Raw genomic sequence first — 22,544 nt, 5'->3', positions numbered from 1 at the left:
CCCCCTTGACCTCACGGATCCACGCCAAAAAGAGTTCAGATCAGGCGCAACTGTCGATCTTTGGGCCGGCGCGGAGCCGCCGGGCCACGCCGCTCCAGCAGGCCCGGGTCGATCGCGGCGAGGAACGGGGACGGCGCCATCTCGCGCTCGGATCCGTAGCGGAAACGGCTGCGGCTGTGCGACACGAACAGCCGGTCCTGGGCGCGGGTGAGCCCGACGAAGAACAGCCGGCGCTCCTCGGCGACGTCGTCGCCGGTCTGCTGGGCGCCCGCGAAGGGCCGCAGCGGCAGCAGGCCGTCCTCGACGCCGACCAGGAACACGACGGGGAACTCGAGCCCCTTCGAGGCGTGCAGGGTCAGCAGGTTCACCCGGTCGGCGCGCGGGTCCCAGCCGTCGACCTCGGCCCCGGTGGCCAGCGCGCGGAGGAACTCCTCGAGGTCGCTGCCGGCCCGCCGCGCGAGCGGGGTCATCAGGTCGACGGCGTTCCACACGTCGGCCTCGCCCAGGGCCATCAGGTCGCTGTCCAGCGTGCCGCAGCGACCGGCGACGACCTGGCCGGCCAGGCGGACGCGGGCCGCGATCGAGCCGCCGAGGCCGTCGGCGTAGCGCAGCTCGCGGGCGATGGCGGCGACCCCGGGGCGGTCCAGCAGGCGGTCGTGCGAGCGCTTCTGCACGGGTACACCGGCCCGGCTCAGCGCGTCGACGATCGGCGCGGCCTGGGCGTCGGTGCGGTACAGCACGGCGATGTCCGAGAACGACATCGCGCCGATGGCGGCGCGGGAGTCGACGCGGCCGTCGTGCGAGCGGTGCGACAGGCCGCCGACCAGCTCGTCGATGGTACGCACGACGAAGTCCGCCTCGTCGGCGACGGACGCGGCCGGGTACAGGCCGACGATCGGGGCCTCGAGGTCGAGCCGGGCCGGGTCGAGCCGCCGCCCCGGCACCAGCGTGGTCGGGGCGATCGCCTGCACCGCGGCGGCCAGGATCGGCGCCGACGAGCGGTAGTTGCGGGTCAGCCGGACGACCCGGGCGTCGACCTCGCGCGTGGAGAAGTCGGCGGCGAAGCGCAGGAAGAAAGAGACCTCGGCGCCGCGGAAGGAGTAGATCGCCTGGTCGGGGTCGCCGATCGCGCACAGGTTGCCGCCGGGCGGGCACAGCAGCCGCAGCAGCTCGTACTGCACCGGGTCGACGTCCTGGTACTCGTCCACGAAGATCCACCGCCAGCGCGCGCGGTACCGCTCCACCAGCGCCGGCGTCTCGCGCAGCAGCTCGACGGGCAGCGTGAGCAGCTCGTCCAGCGACACCAGGTCGCGCGCCCGCAGCGCCTTGGCCAGCGTCTCCCGGGTCGAGGGCTCCATCGCCGCGAGCGCCCGGCGCGCCTCCCGCTCGCTCAGCGGCTCGAGCGCGGCCAGCAGGTCGGCCTCCTCGGCGATGCGGAACTGCGAGGTGAGCCCGACCGCGGCCGCGTTCTCGCGCAGCACGGACAAGCCCAGCGCGTGGAACGTGGAGACCGTGATCGCCTCGGTGACCGGCCCGAGCAGCCCCTCGAGCCGCTCGCGCAGCTCCTCGGCGGCCCGGCGGGTGAACGTGATCGCCAGGCACTCCTCCGGGTAGACGCCCAGCTCGGCGCAGAGGTACGCGACCCGGTGGGTCAGCGTGCGGGTCTTGCCGGTGCCGGGGCCGGCCACGATGAGCAGCGGCCCGCCGGGCGCCGAGGCCGCGACCCGCTGTAGCGCGTCGAGCCGGTCGAGCAGCCCGGTGCCGACCTCCTCCATCCCGGCGAGCATCGGCTCGAGGGGCTCGTGCGGCGAGGGCGGCGGGGCGATCGGCGGGGGCGGCGGGGCGGCCTCCGCGGGCCCGTTCCGCCGCCGCCGGGGCTGGGCCTTGGGGGCCGGCTCGGCCTTGCGCTGCTTGGGCAGAGCCGGCATCGGCACCTCGAACAGAACGTCCTCGTGGGCGTTCACGCGCAGCTCGGAGGGGTCGAACAGCTTGATGACGCCGTACTCCCCGTCGTATCCGGGCGTGCGCCGCACCTGCCCGCGCCGCAGCCGCGCGATGGCCTCGCCGAGCAGCTCGCCGCCGGCCCGGGCCACGTCCTCGACCGGCACCGAGCGCAGGATCGACAGCTCCGGCCCGAGCTCCGCCACCAGGGCCGCGAGCTTCTCGTCGACGGTCTTCGACTTCGGGCCGACCCCGTTGATCTCGCCGAGGATCTCGTGCAGCTGGATCAGGTGGGTGACCCCGGGCGCGCCGGGTGGCGTGAAGCCCTCGGGCCGGTCGGCGAGCTCCTCGACCCGGTGCAGCACCCCGACGGTGAGCGGCTTGCCGCACTCGGGGCAGCGGCCCTGGGCCTCGCGGGTGCGGGCCGGGGGCCAGTTCACGTCGCAGGCGCGGTGGCCGTCGGCGTGGTACTTGCCCTCCTCGGGGAAGAACTCGAGCGTGCCGACCAGGCCCTCGCCGGTGCGCAGCATGTCGCGGACGCCGAGGTAGGACAGGTCGCCGCGCAGCAGCGTCGCCTCCCGGGCCAACGCCGGCGCGGAGTGCGCGTCGGAGTTGGACACCAGCCGGTACCGGTCCAGCGACGACACCCGCCAGTTCATCTCCGGGTCGGAGGAGAGGCCGGTCTCCACGGCGAAGATGTGCTCGGCGAGGTCGGCGTAGCAGTCGGCGATGGCGTCGAAGCCGGACTTGGAGCCGAGCGCGGAGAACCAGGGCGTCCAGATGTGCGCCGGGACGAGGAAGCCGTCCGGGCTCGCCTCCAGGGTGATCTCCAGCAGGTCGCGGGAGTCCAGGCCCAGGATCGGGCGGCCGTCGGAGCCGAGGTTGCCGATCCGCCCGAGCGCGGTGTTGAAGCGGGCGACCGCGTCGAAGTCGGGCTGGTAGATCAGGTGGTGGACCTTGCGGGTACGGTCGCCGCGCTTGTAGATCGTGGAGATCTCGACGGACAGCATGAACCGCGCGGCGACATCGGCCCCGCCGAGGCGGGCCGGCAGCCGGCGCAGGATGTCGGCCTCGCGGTCGGGGTGCAGGCGGTAGAGGCCCGGCTCGGCCGGCACCAGCGCCTCGCGCAGGTGGTCGAACCAGGCGGGGTGGGTGAAGTCGCCGGTGCCGAGCAGGGCGATGCCCTTGCGCCGCGCCCACCAGGTGAGCGTCTCGATGCTGAGGTCACGACTGCACGCCCGGGAGTACCTCGAGTGGATGTGCAGGTCCGCGACGAACGAGTCGGTAGCGGCGTTCGAAGGCACGCTGCATCCTGTCACAGCAGCCCCACGCGTCGCCCGCTACGCGCCGTGGAGCTCGACGATCGAGATGTCCGGGGGTGCGCCGAAGCGGACGGGCGGGCCCCAGAAGCCGGCGCCGCGGGTGACGTAGACCTGGGTGCCGTCGACCGTGCCGAGGCCGGCCACGATCGGCTGCTGCAGGCCCACGAGCAGGTTGAACGGCACCATCTGCCCGCCGTGGGTGTGCCCGGACAGCTGCAGGTCGACGCCGTGCCGGGCCGCGTCGTGGGCCTGGATCGGCTGGTGGGCGAGCAGCACCACGGGGCGGGCGGGGTCGCGGCCGTCGAGCGCCTTGCCGAAGTCGGGGCCGTCGCCGACGTCCTTGCCGCTGAGGTCGTTCACCCCGGCGAGGTCGAGGCCGAGCACGTCGACGCGCTCGTTGCGCAGGACCCGCACGCCAAGCGAGTTCACCTCGTCGACCCACTCCTGGTAGCCGGAGAAGTACTCGTGGTTGCCGGTGACGAAGAAGCTGCCGTGCTTGCCGCGCAGGTCCTGCAGCGGCTCGGCGGCCGCGCCGAGCTCGGCGACACTGCCGTCGACCAGGTCGCCGACGACCGCGACGAGGTCCGCGTCGACCGAGTTGATCATTCGCACGATGCGCTCGGTGTGCGAGCGGCCCAGCAGCGGGCCGAGGTGGATGTCGGACACCACAGCGATGCGGAAGCCGTCCATGCTCGCGGGCAGCTTGGCCAGCCGGATGGGGACGTGCTTCAGGTTCGGGGCGCTCATGGCCTGGTACACCCCGATGCCCACGGCGCTCGCGGACAGCACGCCCGCGGTGACGGCGAGCGACCGGCCGAGCAGCAGGCGCCGTCCCGCGTCGAAGGCCGGATCGGCCGCGACGGGCGCGGGCGGCGGCTCGGCGGCGAACGCGGTGCTCTCTTCGACGTCACCGTCCGGGACGGCGGGGGCGGCTACACCCGGGCGGGAACGGTGCGTCCAGAGGCGTATCGCCAGCCGCGGTACCTCCAGGATCAGCAGCGTGACCAGCAGGTAGAACATCAGCGCGAGCCAGAGGAAGCCGGGCCAGGCCACGATCGCCTGCCGCGAGTGCGGCAGGACCCGCGACAGCGCCAGGGTCGCGGGGATCACCAGGGCCAGCAGCACCGCGATCACGGAGCCGATGATGCGGGCGCGGCGGGTGCGGGTGGTGTCCCTGACCAGGCGCTTCCAGAGGTACCAGTGGATGCCCCCGACGACGATGAGCACGACCACCAGGAGGACGGCGATCACCGGCTCAGCCGCCCGCGAACGGGGGCAGCACGTCGACCGTCGCGGCCGTGGGCAGGGCGGCGTCCCGGTCCCGCCAGGCGGTGCCGTCGACCAGGAACGAGCAGGCGGTCACCACGCCGGCGAGGCGCGGTCGGTCGGCGGTCACCGTCGCGACCAGGTCGGCCAGGGTCGCGGCCTCGACCTTCTCCTCGGGCACGCCGGCGGCCGCGCGGGCCCCCGCGAAGTAGCGGACGAGCAGCAACTCGGTCATCCTCCGATGGCAGACATGGGCCGGGCGGGCTGCAGGAACTTCGGGTCGTCGATGCCGTGGCCGGCCGGCTTGGCCCACATCGCCTTGCGCCACAGGTCGGCCAGCTCCTCGTCGCCGGCGCCGCCCCGCAGCGCCCCGCGCAGGTCGGTCTCCTCCTGGCTGAACAGGCAGGAGCGGATCGCGCCGTCGGCGGTCAGACGGGTCCGGTCACAGGCGCCGCAGAACGGGCTCGACACGCTGGCGATCACCCCGACCCGGGCCGGGCCGCCGCCGACCGCGGCGTGCCCGTCGACGATCCAGGTCTCGGCCGGCGAGCCGCCGCGTGCGTCGGGGTCGGGCCGCAGCGTGTAGGCCGAGCGCAGGGCCGCGAGGATCTCGGCCCCGGTGACCATCTCCTCGCGCCGCCAGGTGTGCCCCGCGTCGAGCGGCATCTGCTCGATGAACCGCAGCTCGTAGCCGCGCTCGAGGGCGAACGCGAGCAGGCCCACGGCCTCGTCGTCGTTGACCCCGCGCAGCAGCACCGCGTTCATCTTCACCGGCAGCAGCCCGGCCGCGGCGGACGCGGCGAGCCCGGCGACCACGTCGGCGTGCCGGTCGCGGCGGGTGAGCGCCTTGAACTGGGCCGGGTCGGTGGTGTCGAGCGAGACGTTGACCCGGTCGAGCCCGGCGGCGGCGAGCGGCTCGGCGAGGCGGGCGAGGCCGATGCCGTTGGTGGTGAGCATCATGCGCGGGCGGCGGGTCAGCGCGGCGACGGCCCGGACGATCTCGACCAGCCCGCGGCGCAGCAGCGGCTCGCCGCCGGTGAAGCGGACTTCGGTGACGCCGAGGCGGTGCACGGCGACGTCGATGAGCCGCACGATCTCGGCGTCGGTCAGCAGCGACGGGTTCGGCAGCCAGTCGAGGCCCTCGGCGGGCATGCAGTAGGTGCAGCGCAGGTTGCACCGATCGGTCAGCGAGACCCGCAAATCGGTCGCCACGCGCCCGAACCGGTCACCCAGACCGGCCCCGGGGGGTTCCTGCGATGCCGATGGGGTCATGCATCGAACGGTACCCGGTTCAGAGCGCCCGAAGCAGTGCCCGGACGGAGTCCCCGTAGGACGCGCCGAACAGCGCGGTGTGCACGAGCATCAGGTACAGGCGGTGCAGCGGCACCCGCTCCGGCCAGCCGTCGGCCAGCGGCCACGCCTCGCGGTACGCCGCCAGGAGCCGGTCGTGGTGCACCACCCCGCCCCACAGCCCGAGCAGCGCCAGGTCGGTCTCGCGGTGCCCGCCGTGTGCGGCCGGGTCGACGAGCCAGCCCCGGCCGTCGCGGTCCCACAGCACGTTGCCGGGCCACAGGTCGCCGTGGATGCGCGACGGGGGCTCGTCCCCGCCGTAGCCGGCGATGCCGCTCATCACCCGCTCGACCGCGGCGATGTCGTCGCGGGTCAGCGCGCCGGTCGACGCCTCCAGGAAGGGGAGCAGGCGGTGCTCGGCGAACCACTCGCCCCAGGGCTGGGCCGAGGGCTCGTTGGGCAGCGGGAGCGTGCCGATGTACCCGGGCCAGGGCGCCCCGAACGCGTCGGCGCCCGCGCGGTGCAGGCCGGCCAGCCCCCGCCCGAGCTCCTCGGCGCCCTCCGGGGTCGCCTCGCCGTGGTCGATCCACTCCAGGGCCAGCAGGTCCGGCAGCTCGGCGATGATCTCGGGCACCCGGGCGGCGCCGGCCGCGCGCAGCCAGCGCAGGCCCGCGGCCTCGGCGGCGAAGAACCCCGGGGGCGGGTCGGCGAGGGACTTGGCGAAGATCGAGCCGCCGTCGTCGAGGGTCAGCCGCTGGGCCGTGCAGATCGAGCCGCCCGGCACCGGCGTCTCGCGGATGCGCTGGTGCTTGATGAAGACGGGCAGCTGGGCCGGGTGCTCCCGCAGGTACTGCAGGTCCATTATTCGGACTCTTCCAGATGGTGGCTCGCGGCGAGGGCCGGAGGGAGCACGGCTCCGCCGATCAGGCTCAGCAGGCTCAGCACGCGGTCGGCGGTGCCCATGTGGCCCGCGTGCAGGGCGTGGTAGCCGAAGTGCAGCGTGCCGAAGACGGCCGTGGCGACCCCGGTGAGCCAGCTGACCGCGGGCCGGTCGGCGATCGCGGCGCCGGCGAACAGGACGGCCAGGGTCAGCATGGTGGCGCCGAGGTCGACGGTGAGGTGCTGGTTGAACGGCGGGTACGACGCCGTCCAGTGCAGCCCGAAGCCCGGGAAGGTGTTGAAGAAGTGGTGCGGGGCCGCGACTGCCCACGCGCCCCAGACCAGGTTGACCAGGCCCAGGGCGGCGAAGCCAAGCCGGCGGACGGGGCGGAGGAGCTTACGCGGCGGCGGCGAGGGCTTCACGCGCGTCATCGTACGAGCGCAGCACCTCCTCCACCGGCGCCACGATGTGGGTGCGGGCGACCCCGGCGATCGCGCTGCGCATCCGGCGTTCGGCCCGGGCCCGGGCGCGGCGCGCGGCGATGGCGGCGAAGGGGCGCACGACGACGGCGAGCAGCAGCCCGAACAGCAGCCCGCCGCCGAGCAGCACGGTGGCCAGCGGAACCCCGGAGCCGACCGTGGGCCCGCCGACGTCGGGCAGGCCGAGCAGGGCGAACACGGCCCGCACGGCGAGCCAGACCAGCCCGGCCAGGGCGGTCGCGGCGCCGAGCCACTGCAGCGCGCCGACCAGCCGCCACCAGGCGGGCCGGCGGGACAGGCCGAGATCCGCGGAGGCGACGGCGACGTCGAGCGCGTCGGGCACGTCGTCGACCCGCGAGCGCGACGCGGTGGTGATCGCGGTCGGCCACGGCTCCGGCAGCCCGCCGCCGGCCTGCGCGGCGACCTCGCGGGCGGCCAGCGTCACCGCGGCCTTCTGCGCGGCCGTGGACTCCGGCAGCGAGCTGGCGTCGGGGGCCACGACCGGCCCGGCCTCCAGGTGCAGGCGCTTGAGCGGGTCGGGCCGCAGGCGGCGGGCCCAGCGCAGCAGGGGCCAGCCGAGGGAGGCGGTGGCCCGGTGCCGGTAGGTGCGCTCGGTCGCCGCGGCCACGATCGGGGCGCCGGCGGCCTCGGCGAGCGCGCCGGAGAGGCGGTCGACCGTCTGCCGCGGTACCGCCGCCGAAGCTTTTGATCCGGTGCCGACCAGCGGCTGCAGGTCGGCGACCGCGTCGGTGACGTCACCGTTGAGGCGCAGGAGCGCGGCCTGCCGCTGGGCGACCGCCCGCTCCAGGGCGCCCCGCAGCGCGCCGAGGCCGGGCTGGCCCTTGGCCGAGGTGGCGAACACCGGCACGCCGCCGAGGCCGTCCTCCTCGAGCAGCCGGCCGAGGTCGGCGACGAGGCGCTCGGCGTCGGCCCGGTTGAGCCGGTCGGCCTGGTTGAGCACGACCACTGTCACGTCGCGGTGGCGCTGGAACTGGGCGAGGTACTGCTGGTGGACGACGCGGTCGGCGTACTTCTGCGGGTCGAGCACCCAGACCACGAGGTCGACCAGGCGCAGCAGCCGGTCGACCTCCAGGCGGTGCTGCTCCAGCACCGAGTCGAAGTCGGGCAGGTCGAGCAGGACGAGGCCGCGCAGGGCCGCCTGGTCGTCGCCGTCCAGCGCGCTCTCGCGGGTGAACCGCCGGTTCGGGGGCACGCCCAGCCAGTCGAGCAGCGGGCCGGCGCCGGCCTGGCCCCACACGCAGGCGTGCGCGACGCCGGTCGTCGGGCGGCGTACCCCGACCCGCGACAGCTGGAACCCGGAGACCGCGTTGAACAGGCTCGACTTGCCGCTGCCGGTGGCCCCGGCCAGAGCGATGACGGTGTGGGCCCGGGACAGGCGCAGCCGCTCGCCGGAGCGGTCGATCACGGTGCGGGCGGTGACGAGCCGGTCCTCCGGCACGTGGCCCTCGGCCGCGACGACGAACCGGTGCAGCGCCTCGACCCGCCCGACCAGCCGATCGGCGTTGACGGGCTGCCGCGGCACCATCTGCTTCACCCGCTCGACCAGGCTCATGCCGTCACCTCCGCCTCGCACAGGGGGCGGCGCCGGCCCCAGCCTGACAGGCTGCGTCTATTGATCGCGGCCCCTCCGCTTCGCTCCGGACCGCTCACGGTTGGTCCACCTCGGAGCGGGCGTTGTGGATTTCGGTGCTCAGCGTGCGCAGCCGGGGCGAGAGGTCCTCGTCCACGCCGGCGCCGGTCAGGGCGCTGCTGAAGCGGCCGGCCTCGGTGGCGAAGAGCTCCGCGACCCGCTCGGCGAGGCTCTGCCGGGCGCGCTCGGCCAGGGTACGCACGGCCTGGTCGCCGAAGATCGCCTCGAGCACCTTCTGGGCCGCGATCGTCGTGCCGCCGGCGACCGCGATCTCGGCCCCGGTCGGGATGAACGCCGTCGCCGCGAAGACGCTGACCATCACCAGCAGGCCGGTCGCGTTCACCGCGTAGGCGCTGGCCCTGGCGACCACGCGCTTGTCGCCGGCCTCGGTGCGCACCAGGTCGAGCACCGAACGCTGCCAGTCGCGCACGAGCCGCTCGATGCGCTCGTCGAGGTCGTCGGACGGGTGCACGAGGCCGGGCGTGGCCTCGAGCAGCGCGGCCCCGGCCGGGTGGGCCTTCCACGCGGTGCCGGCCCGCTCGGCGGCGTCGGTCGCGGCCCCCTTGAGCAGGATCGCGAGCCCCGAGGTGAGCGCCTGCTGGAACCGCTCGCCCGGTGCCGGGCGCCCGGTGATCGCGGCCACGGCGCGGTCGCGCAGCTTGCCGACGCGGGCCTGCAGCGCACGCATGATGTCGCCGGTGCCGACGAGCTCCTGCCAGCGGGCGAGCACCTCGCCGCGCAGCAGCGCGCCGTCGTGGATGCCCTTCTCGACCGACTCGGTGGCGGCCCGGTAGGCGACGTGCACCGCCTCGGTGAGCGCCTTGGCCGCGGCGACCTGGTCCTCGGCGGCGGCCGCGAGGATCACCACGTCGACGGTGAGCGCGTCGATGGCCCCGCCGACGGTCTGGCGCACCACGGCCGCGCGGGCGTCGGCGTCGCGGGCGAGCCGGCCGAGCCAGTCGTGCAGCGTGCCGATCTGCGCCTCGCCGAGCAGGCCCTGGCTGTCGAGGCGGGTCTCCGGCAGTACGAACAGCGATACCCCGCCCAGGTCCTGCTCCTGCAGCATCTGGGTCAGGTGCGGGGCGATCTCGTTCGCGGCCCCGCCGCCGGGCACGCGGTCGAGCACCAGCGCGACGGCGGTGCCCCGGTTGCGCGCGGTGCGCAGCAGGTTCCAGGGCACGGCGTCGGCGTAGCGGGACGCGGTGGTGACGAAGAGCCAGAGGTCGGCCGCCGCGAGCAGCTGCCCGGCGAGCTGGCGGTTGGCGTCGACGACGGAGTCGATGTCGGGCGCGTCGAGCAGGGCGAGGCCCGGGGTCAGGGCCTGGGCCGAGACGACCTGCAGGGAGCGGGTGTCGCCGCTGGGGCCGCTGGTGCGGGCGAGCGACGGCAGCAGGTTGGCCCGCGAGAACCAGGACATGTCGGCCGGGTGGCAGACCAGCACCGGGGCGCGGGTGGTCGGGCGCAGCACGCCGGCCGGGCTGATCGGGGTGCGGACCAGGCTGTTGACCAGCGTGGACTTGCCGGCCCCGGTGGAGCCGCCGACGACCACGAGCAGCGGGGCGTCGAGGCGCTCGAGCCGGGGGAGCAGGTAGTCGTCGAGCTGGGCGACCATCGCCTTGGCGACGGTGCCGGCCCGCTCGGCGCTGGGCAGCGGCAGCGCGAACCGGGTCGCCCGGACCGTGTCGCGCAGCTCGACTAGGCGCTCCGGCAGCGAGTCGGCCGTTGTGTGGTCTGCGTCACGCGGGCGCGGTGGACGACCGGACGATGGGGCATCCGACGAAGGGGTCGGGCCCGTCGACCGGGCGGACACCGACTCGCCCTGTGTGGTCACGGGTAAATCGTCCATGATGCGGCTCCTGAGCGCCATGCAATGGCCGTGAGCATCGATGCCACCGTGCGCAATCACACCCGGGAATCACCCCGGCCCCGCCGGAGTTGCGTCAGATGGACTCAAGGTTCCACTTGACGATCGAGAGTCACGTGGCACTATTGAGTGACAGTCACTCAACTTCGCGGCCGGCGGCTTCCGCCGACTGCCCCATGGAGGTCATAGAGCTATGGCACGTGCGGTCGGCATCGACCTCGGAACCACCAACTCGGTGGTCAGTGTCCTGGAGGGCGGCGAGCCCAGCGTCATCGCCAACGCCGAAGGTGCGCGCACGACGCCCTCCATCGTCGCCTTCGCCCGCAACGGCGAGGTGCTCGTCGGTGAGGTCGCCAAGCGGCAGGCCGTCACCAACCCGGACCGGACCATCCGCTCCGTCAAGCGTGAGATGGGCACCAACTGGGCCATCGACATCGACGGCAAGAAGTACACCCCGCAGGAGATCTCCGCGCGGGTCCTCATGAAGCTCAAGCGCGACGCCGAGGCCTACCTGGGCGAGCAGATCACCGACGCGGTCATCACCGTGCCGGCATATTTCAACGACGCTCAGCGCACCGCCACGAAGGAGGCCGGCGAGATCGCCGGGTTCAACGTGCTGCGCATCGTCAACGAGCCCACCGCCGCGGCCCTCGCCTACGGCCTGGACAAGGGCTCCAAGGAGCAGACCGTCCTGGTCTTCGACCTCGGCGGCGGCACCTTCGACGTCTCCGTCCTCGAGCTCGCCGAGGGCGTCGTGGAGGTCAAGTCGACCTCCGGCGACAACCACCTCGGTGGCGACGACTGGGACGAGCGCGTGATCGACCACCTGGTCAAGACCTTCCGCGGCCAGCACGGCATCGACCTGTCGGCCGACAAGATGGCCATGCAGCGACTGCGTGAGGCGGCCGAGAAGGCCAAGATCGAGCTGTCCGCGGCCACCACGACGTCGATCAACCTGCCCTACATCACCGCCGGCCCCGACGGCCCGCTGCACCTGGACACCCAGCTGTCGCGCTCGGAGTTCCAGCGGATGACGCAGGACCTGCTCGACCGGACCAAGGTGCCGTTCGAGTCGGCGATCAAGGACGCCGGTATCAACGTCGCCAAGCTCGACCACGTCATCCTCGTCGGCGGCTCGACCCGTATGCCGGCCGTGACCGACCTGGTCAAGCAGCTCACCGGCAAGGAGCCCAACAAGGGCGTCAACCCGGACGAGGTCGTCGCCGTCGGCGCCGCCCTGCAGGCCGGCGTGCTCAAGGGCGAGGTCAAGGACGTCCTGCTGCTCGATGTCACCCCGCTGTCGCTGGGCATCGAGACCAAGGGCGGCATCATGCACAAGCTGGTCGAGCGCAACACGACGATCCCGACCAAGCGCTCCGAGGTCTACACGACCGCGGACGACAACCAGCCCTCCGTGCTCATCCAGGTCTTCCAGGGCGAGCGGGAGATGGCGGCGTACAACAAGCGCCTCGGAACCTTCGAGCTGACCGGCATCCCGCCGGCGCCGCGCGGCGTGCCGCAGATCGAGGTCACCTTCGACATCGACGCCAACGGCATCGTGCACGTGTCCGCCAAGGACCTGGGCACGGGCAAGGAGCAGTCGATGACGATCACCGGCGGCTCGGCGCTGCCGAAGGACGACATCGAGCGGATGATGCGCGACGCGCAGGACCACGCCGACGAGGACAAGCGCCGCCGCGAGGAGGCCGAGACCCGCAACCTGGCCGAGGCCCTGCAGTGGCAGACCGAGAAGTTCCTCGCCGAGAGCGGCGACAAGATCCCGGCCGAGTCCCGCGAGCAGATGAACGAGGCGCTGGGCGACCTGCGCAGCGCGCTCGGCGGTAACGACACCGAGCGGATCAAGGCGGCGCACGAGAAGCTCGCCCAGGTCTCGCAGCAGGCCGGCAGCGCGCTGTACGAGCAGCAGCGCCAGCAGACCGCCGATGACGCCGCCGGCGCCACGGGCGGTGCGACCGGCGCGGGCGCGACGGGTGCCCAGGCCGGCGGCAACGGCCCGGATGACGTCGTCGACGCCGAGATCATCGACGAGGACAACAAGAAGTGACGGATGCCAAGAAGCCGGCCGAGCCGGAGGCCCCTGAGGACGAAGCCGTCACGGTCGACGAGACCGTGACGGCGGGGGCCACCGAGGAGCCGGAAGAGGAGAAGCCGGTGGAAGGGGAGATCGTGGACGAGGCGTTCACGGTGCACCGGTCCACCGACGGTCCGAACCAGGCGGCGGCGCAGGGCACCACCGACGACGCGCACCAGCACGGGCTGGGCGCGGAGCTGGCGGCCCTGCGCACCGAGCTCGACGAGCGCACGCGGGACCTCCAGCGGGTCACCGCCGAGTACGCCAACTACCGCAAGCGGGTCGACCGCGACCGGACGGCGGTGGTCGAGCAGGCCAGCGCCAACGTGCTGGGCGCGCTGCTGCCCGTCCTCGACGACCTCGACCGGGCGCGCGACCACGGCGACCTGGTCGGGCCGTTCGGGGCGGTGGCGGAGCAGCTCACCGCGGCGCTGACCAAGTTCGGGCTCACTGTCTTCGGGGCCAAGGGCGACCCGTTCGACCCCACCCGCCATGAGGCGGTGGCCCATCTGACCTCGGCCGAGGTGAGCGAGCCGACCTGCATCGACGTGATGCGGCGCGGCTATCTCCTCGGCGAGCGGCTGCTGCGACCGGCGCTGGTCGCGGTCGCCGACCCGGAGTAGACGAACGCCTGGAGGAGGTGGCGCGATGAGTTCGAAGGACTGGTTGGAAAAGGATTTCTACGCGGTTCTGGGCGTCACCAAATCCGCTTCCACCGACGAGATCAAGAAGGCGTACCGGAAGCTCGCGCGTGAGCTGCACCCCGACCGCAACCCGAACAACGCGGCGGCCGAGGAGCGGTTCAAGGCGGTGTCGGAGGCGTATGACGTGCTCTCCGACCCGGCGCGGCGCAAAGAGTACGACGAGATGCGGTCGCTGTTCGGCGCGGGCCAGTTCCGCCGCAACGCCCGGGCCGGTGGCCCGGCGGGGGCGGGCGGGCCCGGGTTCGACTTCACCGACCTGTTCGGCAACGCCGGGTCCGCCGCTGGTGGCGGCGGTCCGGCGGGGGCGGGCGCGGACCGGCGCTTCGGCGGTGCCGGCTTCTCGGACCTGTTCAGCTCGATCTTCTCGGGCGGCGGTGCTGCCCCCGCGACGGGACGGCGCAGCCGGGGGCGGGACGTCGAAACCGAGGTCGTGCTCAACTTCGTCGACGCGGTGCAGGGCGCGACGCTGCCCATCACCCTGCGCACGCCCGGCACCTGCGAGACCTGCCACGGCAACGGGGCCGCGCCCGGCACGGCCCCGCGCACCTGCCCGAAGTGCCGCGGCCTGGGCGTCGTGAGCAGCAACCAGGGCTCGTTCAGCTTCACCGAGCCCTGCCGCGAGTGCCAGGGCGTGGGCACGATCGTCGACGAGAAGTGCCCGGAGTGCCACGGGACCGGCGGGGTCACCAAGACCCGCACGATAAACGTGCGCATCCCGGCCGGCGTGGCCGACGGCCAGCGCATCCGGCTGGCCGGCCGCGGCGAGCCGGGCACCCGGGGCGGGTCGCCCGGCGACCTGTTCGTGCTCATCAAGGTCCGTCCCGACCCGGTCTTCGGCCGTAGCGGCGACGACCTGACGCTGACGGTGCCGGTGACGTTCGCGGAGGCGGCGCTCGGGGCCGACCTGCGCGTGCCGACGCTCGACTCGACCGTGACGCTGCGGGTGCCCCCGGGCACGCCCAGCGGGCGGACGCTGCGGGTGCGCGGCAAGGGCGTCGCCCGGCGCGACGGCAACGTGGGTGACCTGCTGGTCACCATCGATGTCCACGTGCCGGCCGAGCTGTCCGAGAAGGCCCGGCAGGCGCTGTCCGACTATGCGGCCGCGGCGCCGCCGGCCCCTCGGGAGCGGCTGGACGCCATCGCCCGGGAGCGAAGCAGTTATGAACGATGACGACGGCACCGAGCGCGAGATCTTCATCAGCTTCGAGGCGGTCTCCGACGCGAAGGTGCTGATCATCTCGATCGCGGCGCGGCTGGCCGGGATGCACCCGCAGACCCTGCGGCAGTACGACCGCATGGGTCTGGTGCAGCCCGGCCGCACGTCCGGCGGCGGGCGCCGCTACAGCGAGCGCGACGTCGCGCTGCTCCGCGAGGTGCAGCGGCTCAGCCAGGAGCAGGGCGTCAACCTGGCCGGCATCAAGCGGATCATCGAGCTGGAGGGTCAGGTCGGCGACCTGCGGCAGCGGGTGGCCGAGCTGGAGGCCGAGCTCGTGCGGACCCGCACACGGCTGGCCCAGATCGAGGCGGCGGGCTTCCCGCGCCGCGATCTGGTGCCGTCCAGCCAGCACCAGACCGCGCTCGTGGTGTGGCGTCCGACAAAGAGCGGCTGACGCACGTTTGGCCCGCGCACGTCACGGGCACCAGTGCGACAGGGAATGGTGCGGTCGTTCCGGAGGCTGACCGGAGCGACGAGCGCAAGGGGTGTGGTCACCTCGAGGGGCGTCTCGCTTTCGCGGGACGCCCCTCGTTTTGGTGGCACTTTCGGATGACATATCCGTCTATGTGGTGGTTCACCCACGGTAAGCAACCGCTCGGCTCTTCCCATGCCAGGTGGATGCGGGCTAAGTTGTCGCCAACCAGGACCCGGGCGGGACGGACTCCGCCGGTCGTGACCCGCTGGCCACGGGAGCTGACGGTGAGTGTGACAGAGGCGGGATTCCGGGGCTTCGAGAACCCGGTCGACCCTACCCCGGCCGAACTGCGCGCGTGGGCCTACCACCCCGACGCATCGCTGTTGTCGACCATGCCCAGTGACTGGGACCTGCTGGTGGCCGGCGACCGGCTCATCGGCACCCTCTTCGAGCTGGCCATGGACCCGGCCTGCCCGGCGCGCCGCTTCGCCCTGCACTGCATGTACATCTATGCCGCCGACGGCATCCGCACGCACTTCCGGGCGCACCCCAAGCGGCGCCTGAGGAAGTTCGTGGAGCAGGCCGAGGAGCACGGCGACGAGCTGCTGTCGGTCTGGGCCCACAACGCGCGCATGCTCCTGGCCCGTCCCGACCTGTTCGAATACCACGACTGGTGCGAGGGCGGCCTGGTCCGCCAGCCGCGAAGGCTGAGCTGAACCGACGCTCCCTCAACGGGGCAACACCCACTACAGTGTCGTCGTGAGCGCTGACCGGCCGGACATGCGTATCTCCGACGCTGAGCGGGAGGTCGTGGTCGCTCAGCTGAATGCCGCTGTCGCCGAAGGGCGATTGACGCTCGCCGAGTTCGAGGAGCGCGTCGACGGCGTGCTGCGCTGCCGGACGTTCGGCGAGATCGAGCCCTACGTCGGCGACCTGCCCCAGAAGGGCCCCATCGCGGCCCCGGAGCAGCTGGAGATCCGCAACCAGTCGTCCAGCCTCAAGCGGGTCGGGCGCTGGACGGTGCCGCGGCGGCTGCTCATCAGCACCCGCGCCGGATCGGTCAAGCTCGACTTCACCGAGGCCCAGTTCACCACCCAGCTCGTCGAGGTGCGGCTGGAGGCCCGCGCCAGCCGGATCGAGCTGGTGCTGCCGCCCGGGGCGACCGCCGACATCGACAGCATCGCGCCGCACTCGAGCTCGCTCAAGCAGAAGGTGCCGGCGGCGTACGACGCGGCCGGCTCCGGGATCGTCTTCCGCATCGGCGGCGAGGTGCGCAGCAGCAACGTCCGCGTGCGCTACCAGCGCCGGTTCCTCCGCTGGCGCTGGTGAAGCGGCGGCCGGTTCTGGTTCTTGCGCTCGCCGCCGCCCTGGTCTCGACGCTGAGCGCGGGCTCGTGCGCGCCGAACAGCACCCCGGAGCCGGCGCAGCCCACGGACGGCGACGTGTCCTACGAGGACATGCCGACCGCGTACCCGAGCGCCAACCCCACCGACCGGCAGAACGTGGTGCCGGTGCCGAAGGGCACCTCGCCCCGCGGCGTCGAGTTCGTCGACGCCGGCACCGGCTATGCGCTGTTCACCTCGTGCGTGGCCGGGGGCGCGTGCAAGGCCGGGCTCGCGCTGACCCTCGACGGCGGCTCCAGCTGGGTCGAGCGCGCGCTGCCCTTCAACGACGCGATCGACGTGGACATGCGGCTCGGCCGGGGCAACGTGCTGATCATCAAGGCGGCGCCGGACGGGTACTTCATCTCCCGCGACAGCGGCCGCACCTTCCAGCGCCGCCCGCTCACCCCGCCGCCGGTGGAGCTCAACCTCGCCGAACCGCAGTTCTCGGTCGGCTGCCAGGACCCCGCCGCGACCGGCTGCTCCGACGCCCAGCCGTGGATCGTGGGCGACGACGGCAACCGCGCCCCGCTGCCCGGCCGCCCGTCCGGCCAGCACGAGTGGACCGGACTCGCCGCGGCCGCCGACGGCACGCTCTGGCTGACCGCCCGCGCGGCCGGGGGCGCGCCCGGCTCCTCGCCGGCCGCCGGCACCACGATCAGCGTCTGGAGCAGCTCCGACCACGGGCACAGCTGGAAGGCGCAGGGCAACGCGTTCGCGTCCCAGGCCAACGCCGTCGTGCGGCCCGTGGTCTCGCCCGACGGCGGCGACGTCTGGCTGGTCGGGCCCCAGTTCGCGGCCCACATGGTGGCGGGCAGGGACGGCGCGGCCGCGGGCTGGACCGAGTCGACCGCGATGCGCGAGGTCGCCCAGGTCTTCAGCGCCGAGGTGCTGCCCGCCCACCGGCTGCTCATCGCCAGCGGCCAGGGCGTCTGGCTCCTCGACGGCCAGCAGCGCGTCCGCGACACCGGGGCCCGCCTGATCTTCCGGCTGCGGCGCCTCGATGCCACGACGATTCTGGGGTACCCCGCCCAGCAGTCCGGCGACGTCTGGCTCTGCACCGTCGGTGACCAGGGGTGTGACTGGATACACGTGGGAGTCTCCTCGCGCTAGTGGCGGGACGCTCGGCAATTGAGACTTGAGTGGAATAGACTCAACCTCGTGGGTGTCGTACCTCCTGAAGGACGCACTGGAACGAGGAGTCGATGAACGCCGAACGCCTGACCACCAAGAGTCGCGAGGTCATCAAGGCCGCCGTGGACGCGGCGAGCCAGCGCGGACACGCGACCGTTGAACCTTGGCACCTGCTCCTGGCGCTGCTGGACACGGGCGGGTCGACCGCCGCCGGTCTGCTGCGCGCGGTGGGGGCCAACCCCGCCGACGTGCGCCGGGCCGCCCTGCACGCCGTCGAGAAGCTGCCGAGCGCGCGCGGCGCGAGCGTGGTGGAGCCCAACGTCGCCCGTGAGTTCGCCAACGCGATCGCGGCCGCCGAGCAGGTCGCCCGCCCGCTGGGCGACGAGTACACCTCGACCGAACACCTGCTGGCGGGCCTGGCCCGTGTCGGCGGGCAGGTCGCCACGCTGCTGAAGGAGGCCGGTGCGACCGAGCAGAGCCTGGTCGCGGCGTTCCCGCAGGTGCGCGGGGGCGATCGCAAGGTGACCTCGGCCGACTCGGAGCAGACCTTCCAGGCGCTGGAGAAGTACGGCGTCGACCTGACCCAGGCCGCCCGGGACGGCAAGATCGACCCGGTGATCGGCCGCGACGCCGAGATCCGCCGCGTGATCCAGGTGCTGTCCCGGCGTACCAAGAACAATCCGGTGCTCATCGGCGAGCCCGGCGTGGGCAAGACCGCGATCGTGGAGGGCCTGGCCCAGCGCATCATCGCCGGTGACGTGCCCGAGTCGCTGCGCGACAAGCGCCTGGTCAGCCTCGACCTCGGCGCGATGGTCGCGGGCGCGCAGTACCGCGGCCAGTTCGAGGAGCGGCTCAAGTCCGTGCTCGAGGAGATCAAGGGATCCAACGGCCAGGTCATCACGTTCCTCGACGAGCTGCACACCGTCGTCGGCGCCGGCAAGGGCGAGGGCTCGATGGACGCCGGCAACATGCTCAAGCCGATGCTGGCCCGCGGCGAGCTGCGGATGGTCGGCGCGACGACGCTTGACGAGTACCGCGAGCACATCGAGAAGGACCCCGCGCTCGAGCGGCGCTTCCAGCCCGTCGTGGTGGGCGAGCCGTCGACCGAGGACACCATCGGCATCCTGCGCGGGCTCAAGGAGCGCTACGAGGTGCACCACGGCGTGCGGATCACCGACGCCGCGCTGGTCGCGGCGGCCGCGCTGTCGGACCGGTACATCACCGACCGCTTCCTGCCGGACAAGGCCATCGACCTCGTCGACGAGGCGGCCTCCCGGCTGCGCATGGAGATCGACTCGCGCCCGACCGAGGTGGACGAGGTCGAGCGCAGCGTGCGCCGGCTCGAGATCGAGGAGATGGCGCTGGCCAAGGAGCCCGACGCGGCCTCGGCCGAGCGGCTCCAGCGGCTGCGCGCCGAGCTGGCCGACCGCCGGGAGTCGCTTACCGCGCTCACCGACCGGTGGCAGAACGAGAAGGCGCACATCCAGAAGATCTCCAACACCAAGGAGCAGCTGGAGCAGCTGAGGCTCGAGGCCGAGCGGGCCGAGCGCGACAACGACCTGGAGAAGGTCTCGGAGCTGCGCTACGCCGTGATCCCGGGCCTGCAGAAGGAGCTCCAGCAGGCCGAGAGCGAGCTCGGCGCCCTGCAGTCCGCGGGCGCGATGCTCAAGGAGGAGGTCTCCGCCGACGACATCGCCGCCGTGGTCGCCGCCTGGACGGGCATCCCGGCCGGCCGGCTCCTGGAGGGCGAGACCACCAAGCTGCTGCGCATGGAGGAGGCGCTGCACAGCCGGGTGATCGGGCAGGACACGGCGATCCAGGCCGTCTCCGACGCGGTGCGCCGCGCCCGGGCCGGCGTCGCCGACCCCGACCGGCCCACCGGCAGCTTCCTGTTCCTGGGCCCGACCGGCGTCGGCAAGACCGAGCTGGCCAAGGCCCTGGCCGAGTTCCTCTTCGACGACCAGCGCGCCATGGTGCGCATCGACATGAGCGAGTACGCCGAGAAGCACACGGTCGCCCGGCTCCTCGGCGCGCCGCCCGGGTACATCGGCTACGAGGAGGGCGGCCAGCTCACCGAGGCGGTGCGGCGCCGGCCCTACACGGTCGTGCTGCTCGACGAGGTGGAGAAGGCGCACCCGGACGTGTTCGACGTGCTGCTGGCCGTGCTCGACGACGGCCGGCTCACCGACGGGCAGGGCCGCACGGTCGACTTCCGCAACACGATCCTGGTCCTGACCTCGAACCTCGGCTCGGAGGTGCTCGCCGACGACCCGACGCTCAACCCGGAGCAGCGCAGCGACGCGGTGATCGCCGCCGTGCGCACCCACTTCAAGCCGGAGTTCGTGAACCGGCTCGACGACATGGTGGTGTTCAACGCGTTGTCGCCGTCCGACCTGCGGGCGATCGTGGAGATTCAGCTCGATGGGCTGGGCCGGAGGCTGGCCGACCGCCGGCTGACGCTCGATGTCTCCGACGCGGCACGTGACTGGCTGGCCAGTCTTGGGTATGACTCGGTGTACGGCGCTCGACCCCTGCGCCGCCAGATCCAGACGTCGATCGGCGACCAGCTCGCCAAGGCGCTTCTGGCCGGCGAGATCAGGGACGGGGACCGTGTGGTGGTCGACCTGTCGGACGACAAGAAGACGCTCACGGTGCAGGCCGGCTAGCTCGGGGTTTGGGGAGGAGTGCCGCTGATGCTGTGGAAGAAGCAGGCGTACGACGAGGAGCTGCGGCTGCTCGCCCAGGCCGACACGCTGGCGTTCGGCGGGGTCGGCATCGCCGGCACCCTCCTGCCCGCGACCAAGGCCTACTTCGCGGTCGAGGAGGGCCTGCGGTTGCACGGCGGCGAGCTCCGCCCGCGGCTGGAGGCCCTGCTCGACAAGGCCACCCCGGCCGGGCGGCTCTACGCCGCCGAGCTGCTCACCCACGCCGACGCGGGGGCCGGGCGCTCGGCCTGGCAGAAGCTGCGCGGCCAGAGCGGCGAGGTCAAGACATTCAGCGGCTGCATCATGGGCAGCACGACCGTGTCACGGTACGCGGAAGAGCGGCTGCGCGATTAGCGTCACATCGATACGGTGACTCCCAGGATTTCCTGGGAGGAGACCGACTTGTCATTCGCAGTCCCGAACGCGCCGCGCGCTCGGCCGTCCACCGTCAGCCTCGCCTCCACGCTGCTCTTCGTGGCGGCCGGGCTTGAAGTGATCAACGTTGTCCTCTCGCTCCTCTACGCCGGCAAGATCGCCGAGGGCACCAAGAAGGTCTACGAAGACGCCGGCCTGACCGCCAGCTCGACCGCGACCACGAGCATCGGCTCGACGGTCGGGGTAGTCCTCGGCTTCATCATCATCGTGATCCTGGTTCTGCTCGGCTACTTCGTGAGCCGCGGCAACCAGGTCGCGCGGGTGCTGACCTGGGTCGTGGGCGGCATCGCGCTGTGCTGCAGCGCCTTCGGCCTCGGGGCGACCCTGTTCGCCCAGACGTTCTGGGACCAGGCCCGCAAGACCAGCCCGGAGCTGCCGACCTGGGACCGTTATCAGGAGATCGTGTACTCCCAGGTCCCCGGCTGGTACCAGCCCCTCACCACGGTGCTGAGCATCCTGGTCGTCCTCGCGATCGCGATTCCGATCGTCCTGCTCGCGCTGCCGGCGTCGCACCCGTACTTCCGCAAGGCCGAGCAGCAGTGGGAGCCGCCGGTTCCCGGATCCGGTGGCCCGGGCGGTTACCCCGGCCCCGGCTACCCCGGGCAGCCGGGTCAGCCGGGCCAGCCGGGCCAGCCCGGATACGGACCGCCCAGCGGCTGATTGGGTAGCCTGCGGCGGTGCCAGTCGCACTCATCACCGGCGCTACCGCCGGCATCGGCGCCGCCTTCGCCCGCCACCTCGCCGCGGAGGGCCACGAGCTCGTGCTCGTCGCCCGCCGCGGCGAAGTGCTGCAGGCCCTCGCCGCCGAGCTGCCGGTGCCGGTCGAGACGCTTGTCGCCGACCTGGCCACCGTCGCCGGGGCCCAGGCGGTGGCGGCCCGGCTCGCCGACCCGGACCGCCCGATCGACCTGCTCGTGAACAACGCCGGGCGGTCGCTCAACCGGTCCTTCCTGCGCTCCTCGCCCGAGCTCGAGGAGGAGCTGCTGCGGCTCAACGTCCACGCGGTCATGCGCCTGACGCTGGCCGCCCTGCCCGGAATGGTGGAGCGCGGCCGGGGCGGCATCGTCAACGTCTCGTCCGTGTCGGGGTTCGCGGCGATGATGCCCGGCTCGACGTACCCGGCGAGCAAGGCCTGGGTCACCAACTTCAGCGAGTCGCAGGCGCAGCTGGTGCGCGGGTCCGGCGTGCGGGTCATGGCGCTCTGCCCGGGGTACACCCGCACCGAGTTCCACGCGAGCGCCGGCATCGACACCGCGCGGATGCCGTCGTGGCTGTGGCTTGACGCCGGCGAGGTGGCGCGGGCGGCCCTGCGGGACCTGCGGCGCGGCCGAATGGTCAGCGTGCCCGGCTGGAAGTACAAGATTGCCGTGCTCGGCATCCGTCTCGCGCCGCGCGGTCTGCTCCACCGTGCGTCCCGCGGTGCGAGGGGACGCATCGGGCATGAGGAGCGTTAACGCCCAACACGGCACCGGTCTTCGTCGATGTGTGCACTATGACAAGCATTGAATTTGCTGTGTATCGAACATGATTGTGGTCACGTACGTTCGGCTGATGGGCCGATTGGCAGCGCTCCCATAGGCATCCGGTCGGGCCGCGACCGTACTTTCGGCTGTCGGTGCAGGTCAAAGCCCTGTATCGAGTATTGCCACGATCTAATGAGAGCAAGATTCGGGTTAGTGCCCGAGGCATCGGTGCATCGTTATCCCCAGTCACCGCCACCTCTCGCGTCACTCGTGGTGATCGCTGCGATCACCTTCGTATTCACCCT

The 22,544-nt window shown here is 72.7% G+C and carries 18 protein-coding genes and 1 pseudogene; 11 read left to right on the top strand and 8 right to left on the bottom strand.

Translation table 11 applies throughout. The features are described 5' to 3' along the window. Positions 1 to 35: 35 nt before the first annotated feature. From ACPPVO_RS60035 to ACPPVO_RS60000, 8 genes are all read right to left on the bottom strand, one after another. Positions 36 to 3,245 carry a UvrD-helicase domain-containing protein gene (locus tag ACPPVO_RS60035; protein WP_426508922.1) on the bottom strand — a complete coding sequence of 1,070 codons (3,210 nt, stop codon included), beginning with the start codon at positions 3,243 to 3,245 and terminating at the stop codon, positions 36 to 38. A gap of 36 nt (positions 3,246 to 3,281) precedes the next feature. After that, positions 3,282 to 4,514 carry a metallophosphoesterase gene (locus ACPPVO_RS60030; protein ID WP_426508920.1) on the bottom strand — a complete coding sequence of 411 codons (1,233 nt, stop codon included), beginning with the start codon at positions 4,512 to 4,514 and terminating at the stop codon, positions 3,282 to 3,284. Between the two features lie 4 nt (positions 4,515 to 4,518). Then, a complete protein-coding gene (locus tag ACPPVO_RS60025; RefSeq protein WP_426508918.1) occupies positions 4,519 to 4,764 on the bottom strand; it encodes a MoaD/ThiS family protein in 246 nt (81 codons plus the stop codon). Then, a complete protein-coding gene (gene moaA, locus ACPPVO_RS60020; protein ID WP_426508916.1) occupies positions 4,761 to 5,801 on the bottom strand; it encodes a GTP 3',8-cyclase MoaA in 1,041 nt (346 codons plus the stop codon). Before moaA ends, ACPPVO_RS60025 begins: the two co-directional genes overlap by 4 nt. A 19-nt stretch (positions 5,802 to 5,820) precedes the next feature. Beyond that, positions 5,821 to 6,681 (bottom strand): fructosamine kinase family protein, encoded by an 861-nt coding sequence (locus tag ACPPVO_RS60015; RefSeq protein ID WP_426508914.1) that lies wholly within the window; start codon positions 6,679 to 6,681, stop codon positions 5,821 to 5,823. Beyond that, positions 6,681 to 7,121, bottom strand: a complete 441-nt coding sequence (locus ACPPVO_RS60010) for a hypothetical protein (protein WP_426508912.1) — start codon at positions 7,119 to 7,121, stop codon at positions 6,681 to 6,683. Before ACPPVO_RS60010 ends, ACPPVO_RS60015 begins: the two co-directional genes overlap by 1 nt. Continuing rightward, the gene (locus tag ACPPVO_RS60005) at positions 7,096 to 8,751 is read right to left on the bottom strand and encodes a GTPase (RefSeq protein ID WP_426508910.1); all 1,656 of its coding nucleotides are present in this window, start codon (positions 8,749 to 8,751) and stop codon (positions 7,096 to 7,098) included. The genes ACPPVO_RS60010 and ACPPVO_RS60005 overlap by 26 nt, the downstream gene beginning before the upstream one ends. 94 nt (positions 8,752 to 8,845) lie before the next feature. Further along, positions 8,846 to 10,660 carry a dynamin family protein gene (locus ACPPVO_RS60000; RefSeq protein WP_426508908.1) on the bottom strand — a complete coding sequence of 605 codons (1,815 nt, stop codon included), beginning with the start codon at positions 10,658 to 10,660 and terminating at the stop codon, positions 8,846 to 8,848. A 226-nt stretch (positions 10,661 to 10,886) separates the two neighbouring features. Between ACPPVO_RS60000 and dnaK the strand changes: the two genes are divergently transcribed. From dnaK to ACPPVO_RS59945, 11 genes and pseudogenes are all read left to right on the top strand, one after another. Then, positions 10,887 to 12,758: a molecular chaperone DnaK gene (gene dnaK / locus ACPPVO_RS59995; protein WP_360368255.1), complete on the top strand. Its 1,872-nt coding sequence runs from the start codon at positions 10,887 to 10,889 to the stop codon at positions 12,756 to 12,758. Between the two features lie 26 nt (positions 12,759 to 12,784). After that, positions 12,785 to 13,408, top strand: a pseudogene (gene grpE, locus ACPPVO_RS59990) (nucleotide exchange factor GrpE); the annotation flags it as partial. Positions 13,409 to 13,433: 25 nt separating this feature from the next. Further along, the gene (gene dnaJ / locus ACPPVO_RS59985) at positions 13,434 to 14,660 is read left to right on the top strand and encodes a molecular chaperone DnaJ (protein WP_426508906.1); all 1,227 of its coding nucleotides are present in this window, start codon (positions 13,434 to 13,436) and stop codon (positions 14,658 to 14,660) included. Further along, complete coding sequence (locus ACPPVO_RS59980; RefSeq protein ID WP_426508904.1) at positions 14,650 to 15,099, top strand: heat shock protein transcriptional repressor HspR; 450 nt, start codon at positions 14,650 to 14,652, stop codon at positions 15,097 to 15,099. The genes dnaJ and ACPPVO_RS59980 overlap by 11 nt, the downstream gene beginning before the upstream one ends. Positions 15,100 to 15,404: 305 nt before the next feature. Beyond that, on the top strand, positions 15,405 to 15,836 hold the full coding sequence (locus tag ACPPVO_RS59975) for a hypothetical protein (RefSeq protein WP_426508903.1): 432 nt from the start codon (positions 15,405 to 15,407) through the stop codon (positions 15,834 to 15,836). A 43-nt stretch (positions 15,837 to 15,879) separates the two neighbouring features. Beyond that, the gene (locus ACPPVO_RS59970) at positions 15,880 to 16,449 is read left to right on the top strand and encodes a DUF1707 SHOCT-like domain-containing protein (RefSeq protein ID WP_426508901.1); all 570 of its coding nucleotides are present in this window, start codon (positions 15,880 to 15,882) and stop codon (positions 16,447 to 16,449) included. Further along, positions 16,446 to 17,615 carry a hypothetical protein gene (locus ACPPVO_RS59965; RefSeq protein WP_426508899.1) on the top strand — a complete coding sequence of 390 codons (1,170 nt, stop codon included), beginning with the start codon at positions 16,446 to 16,448 and terminating at the stop codon, positions 17,613 to 17,615. Before ACPPVO_RS59970 ends, ACPPVO_RS59965 begins: the two co-directional genes overlap by 4 nt. Before the next feature lie 92 nt (positions 17,616 to 17,707). Next, on the top strand, positions 17,708 to 20,302 hold the full coding sequence (gene clpB / locus ACPPVO_RS59960) for an ATP-dependent chaperone ClpB (protein WP_426508897.1): 2,595 nt from the start codon (positions 17,708 to 17,710) through the stop codon (positions 20,300 to 20,302). Positions 20,303 to 20,329: 27 nt separating this feature from the next. Continuing rightward, positions 20,330 to 20,695 (top strand): hypothetical protein, encoded by a 366-nt coding sequence (locus tag ACPPVO_RS59955; protein WP_426508895.1) that lies wholly within the window; start codon positions 20,330 to 20,332, stop codon positions 20,693 to 20,695. A gap of 48 nt (positions 20,696 to 20,743) precedes the next feature. Next, positions 20,744 to 21,436: a hypothetical protein gene (locus tag ACPPVO_RS59950; RefSeq protein ID WP_426508893.1), complete on the top strand. Its 693-nt coding sequence runs from the start codon at positions 20,744 to 20,746 to the stop codon at positions 21,434 to 21,436. A gap of 17 nt (positions 21,437 to 21,453) precedes the next feature. Beyond that, entirely contained in the window at positions 21,454 to 22,230 is a 777-nt protein-coding gene (locus tag ACPPVO_RS59945) for an SDR family NAD(P)-dependent oxidoreductase (RefSeq protein ID WP_426508891.1), read from the top strand. Positions 22,231 to 22,544: the final 314 nt, after the last annotated feature.

Source organism: Dactylosporangium sp. McL0621, assembly GCF_049995355.1.
In the GTDB taxonomy this organism is placed as follows: Bacteria; Actinomycetota; Actinomycetes; order Mycobacteriales; family Micromonosporaceae; genus Dactylosporangium.
This window is presented reverse-complemented; position numbering and strand designations above follow the sequence as displayed.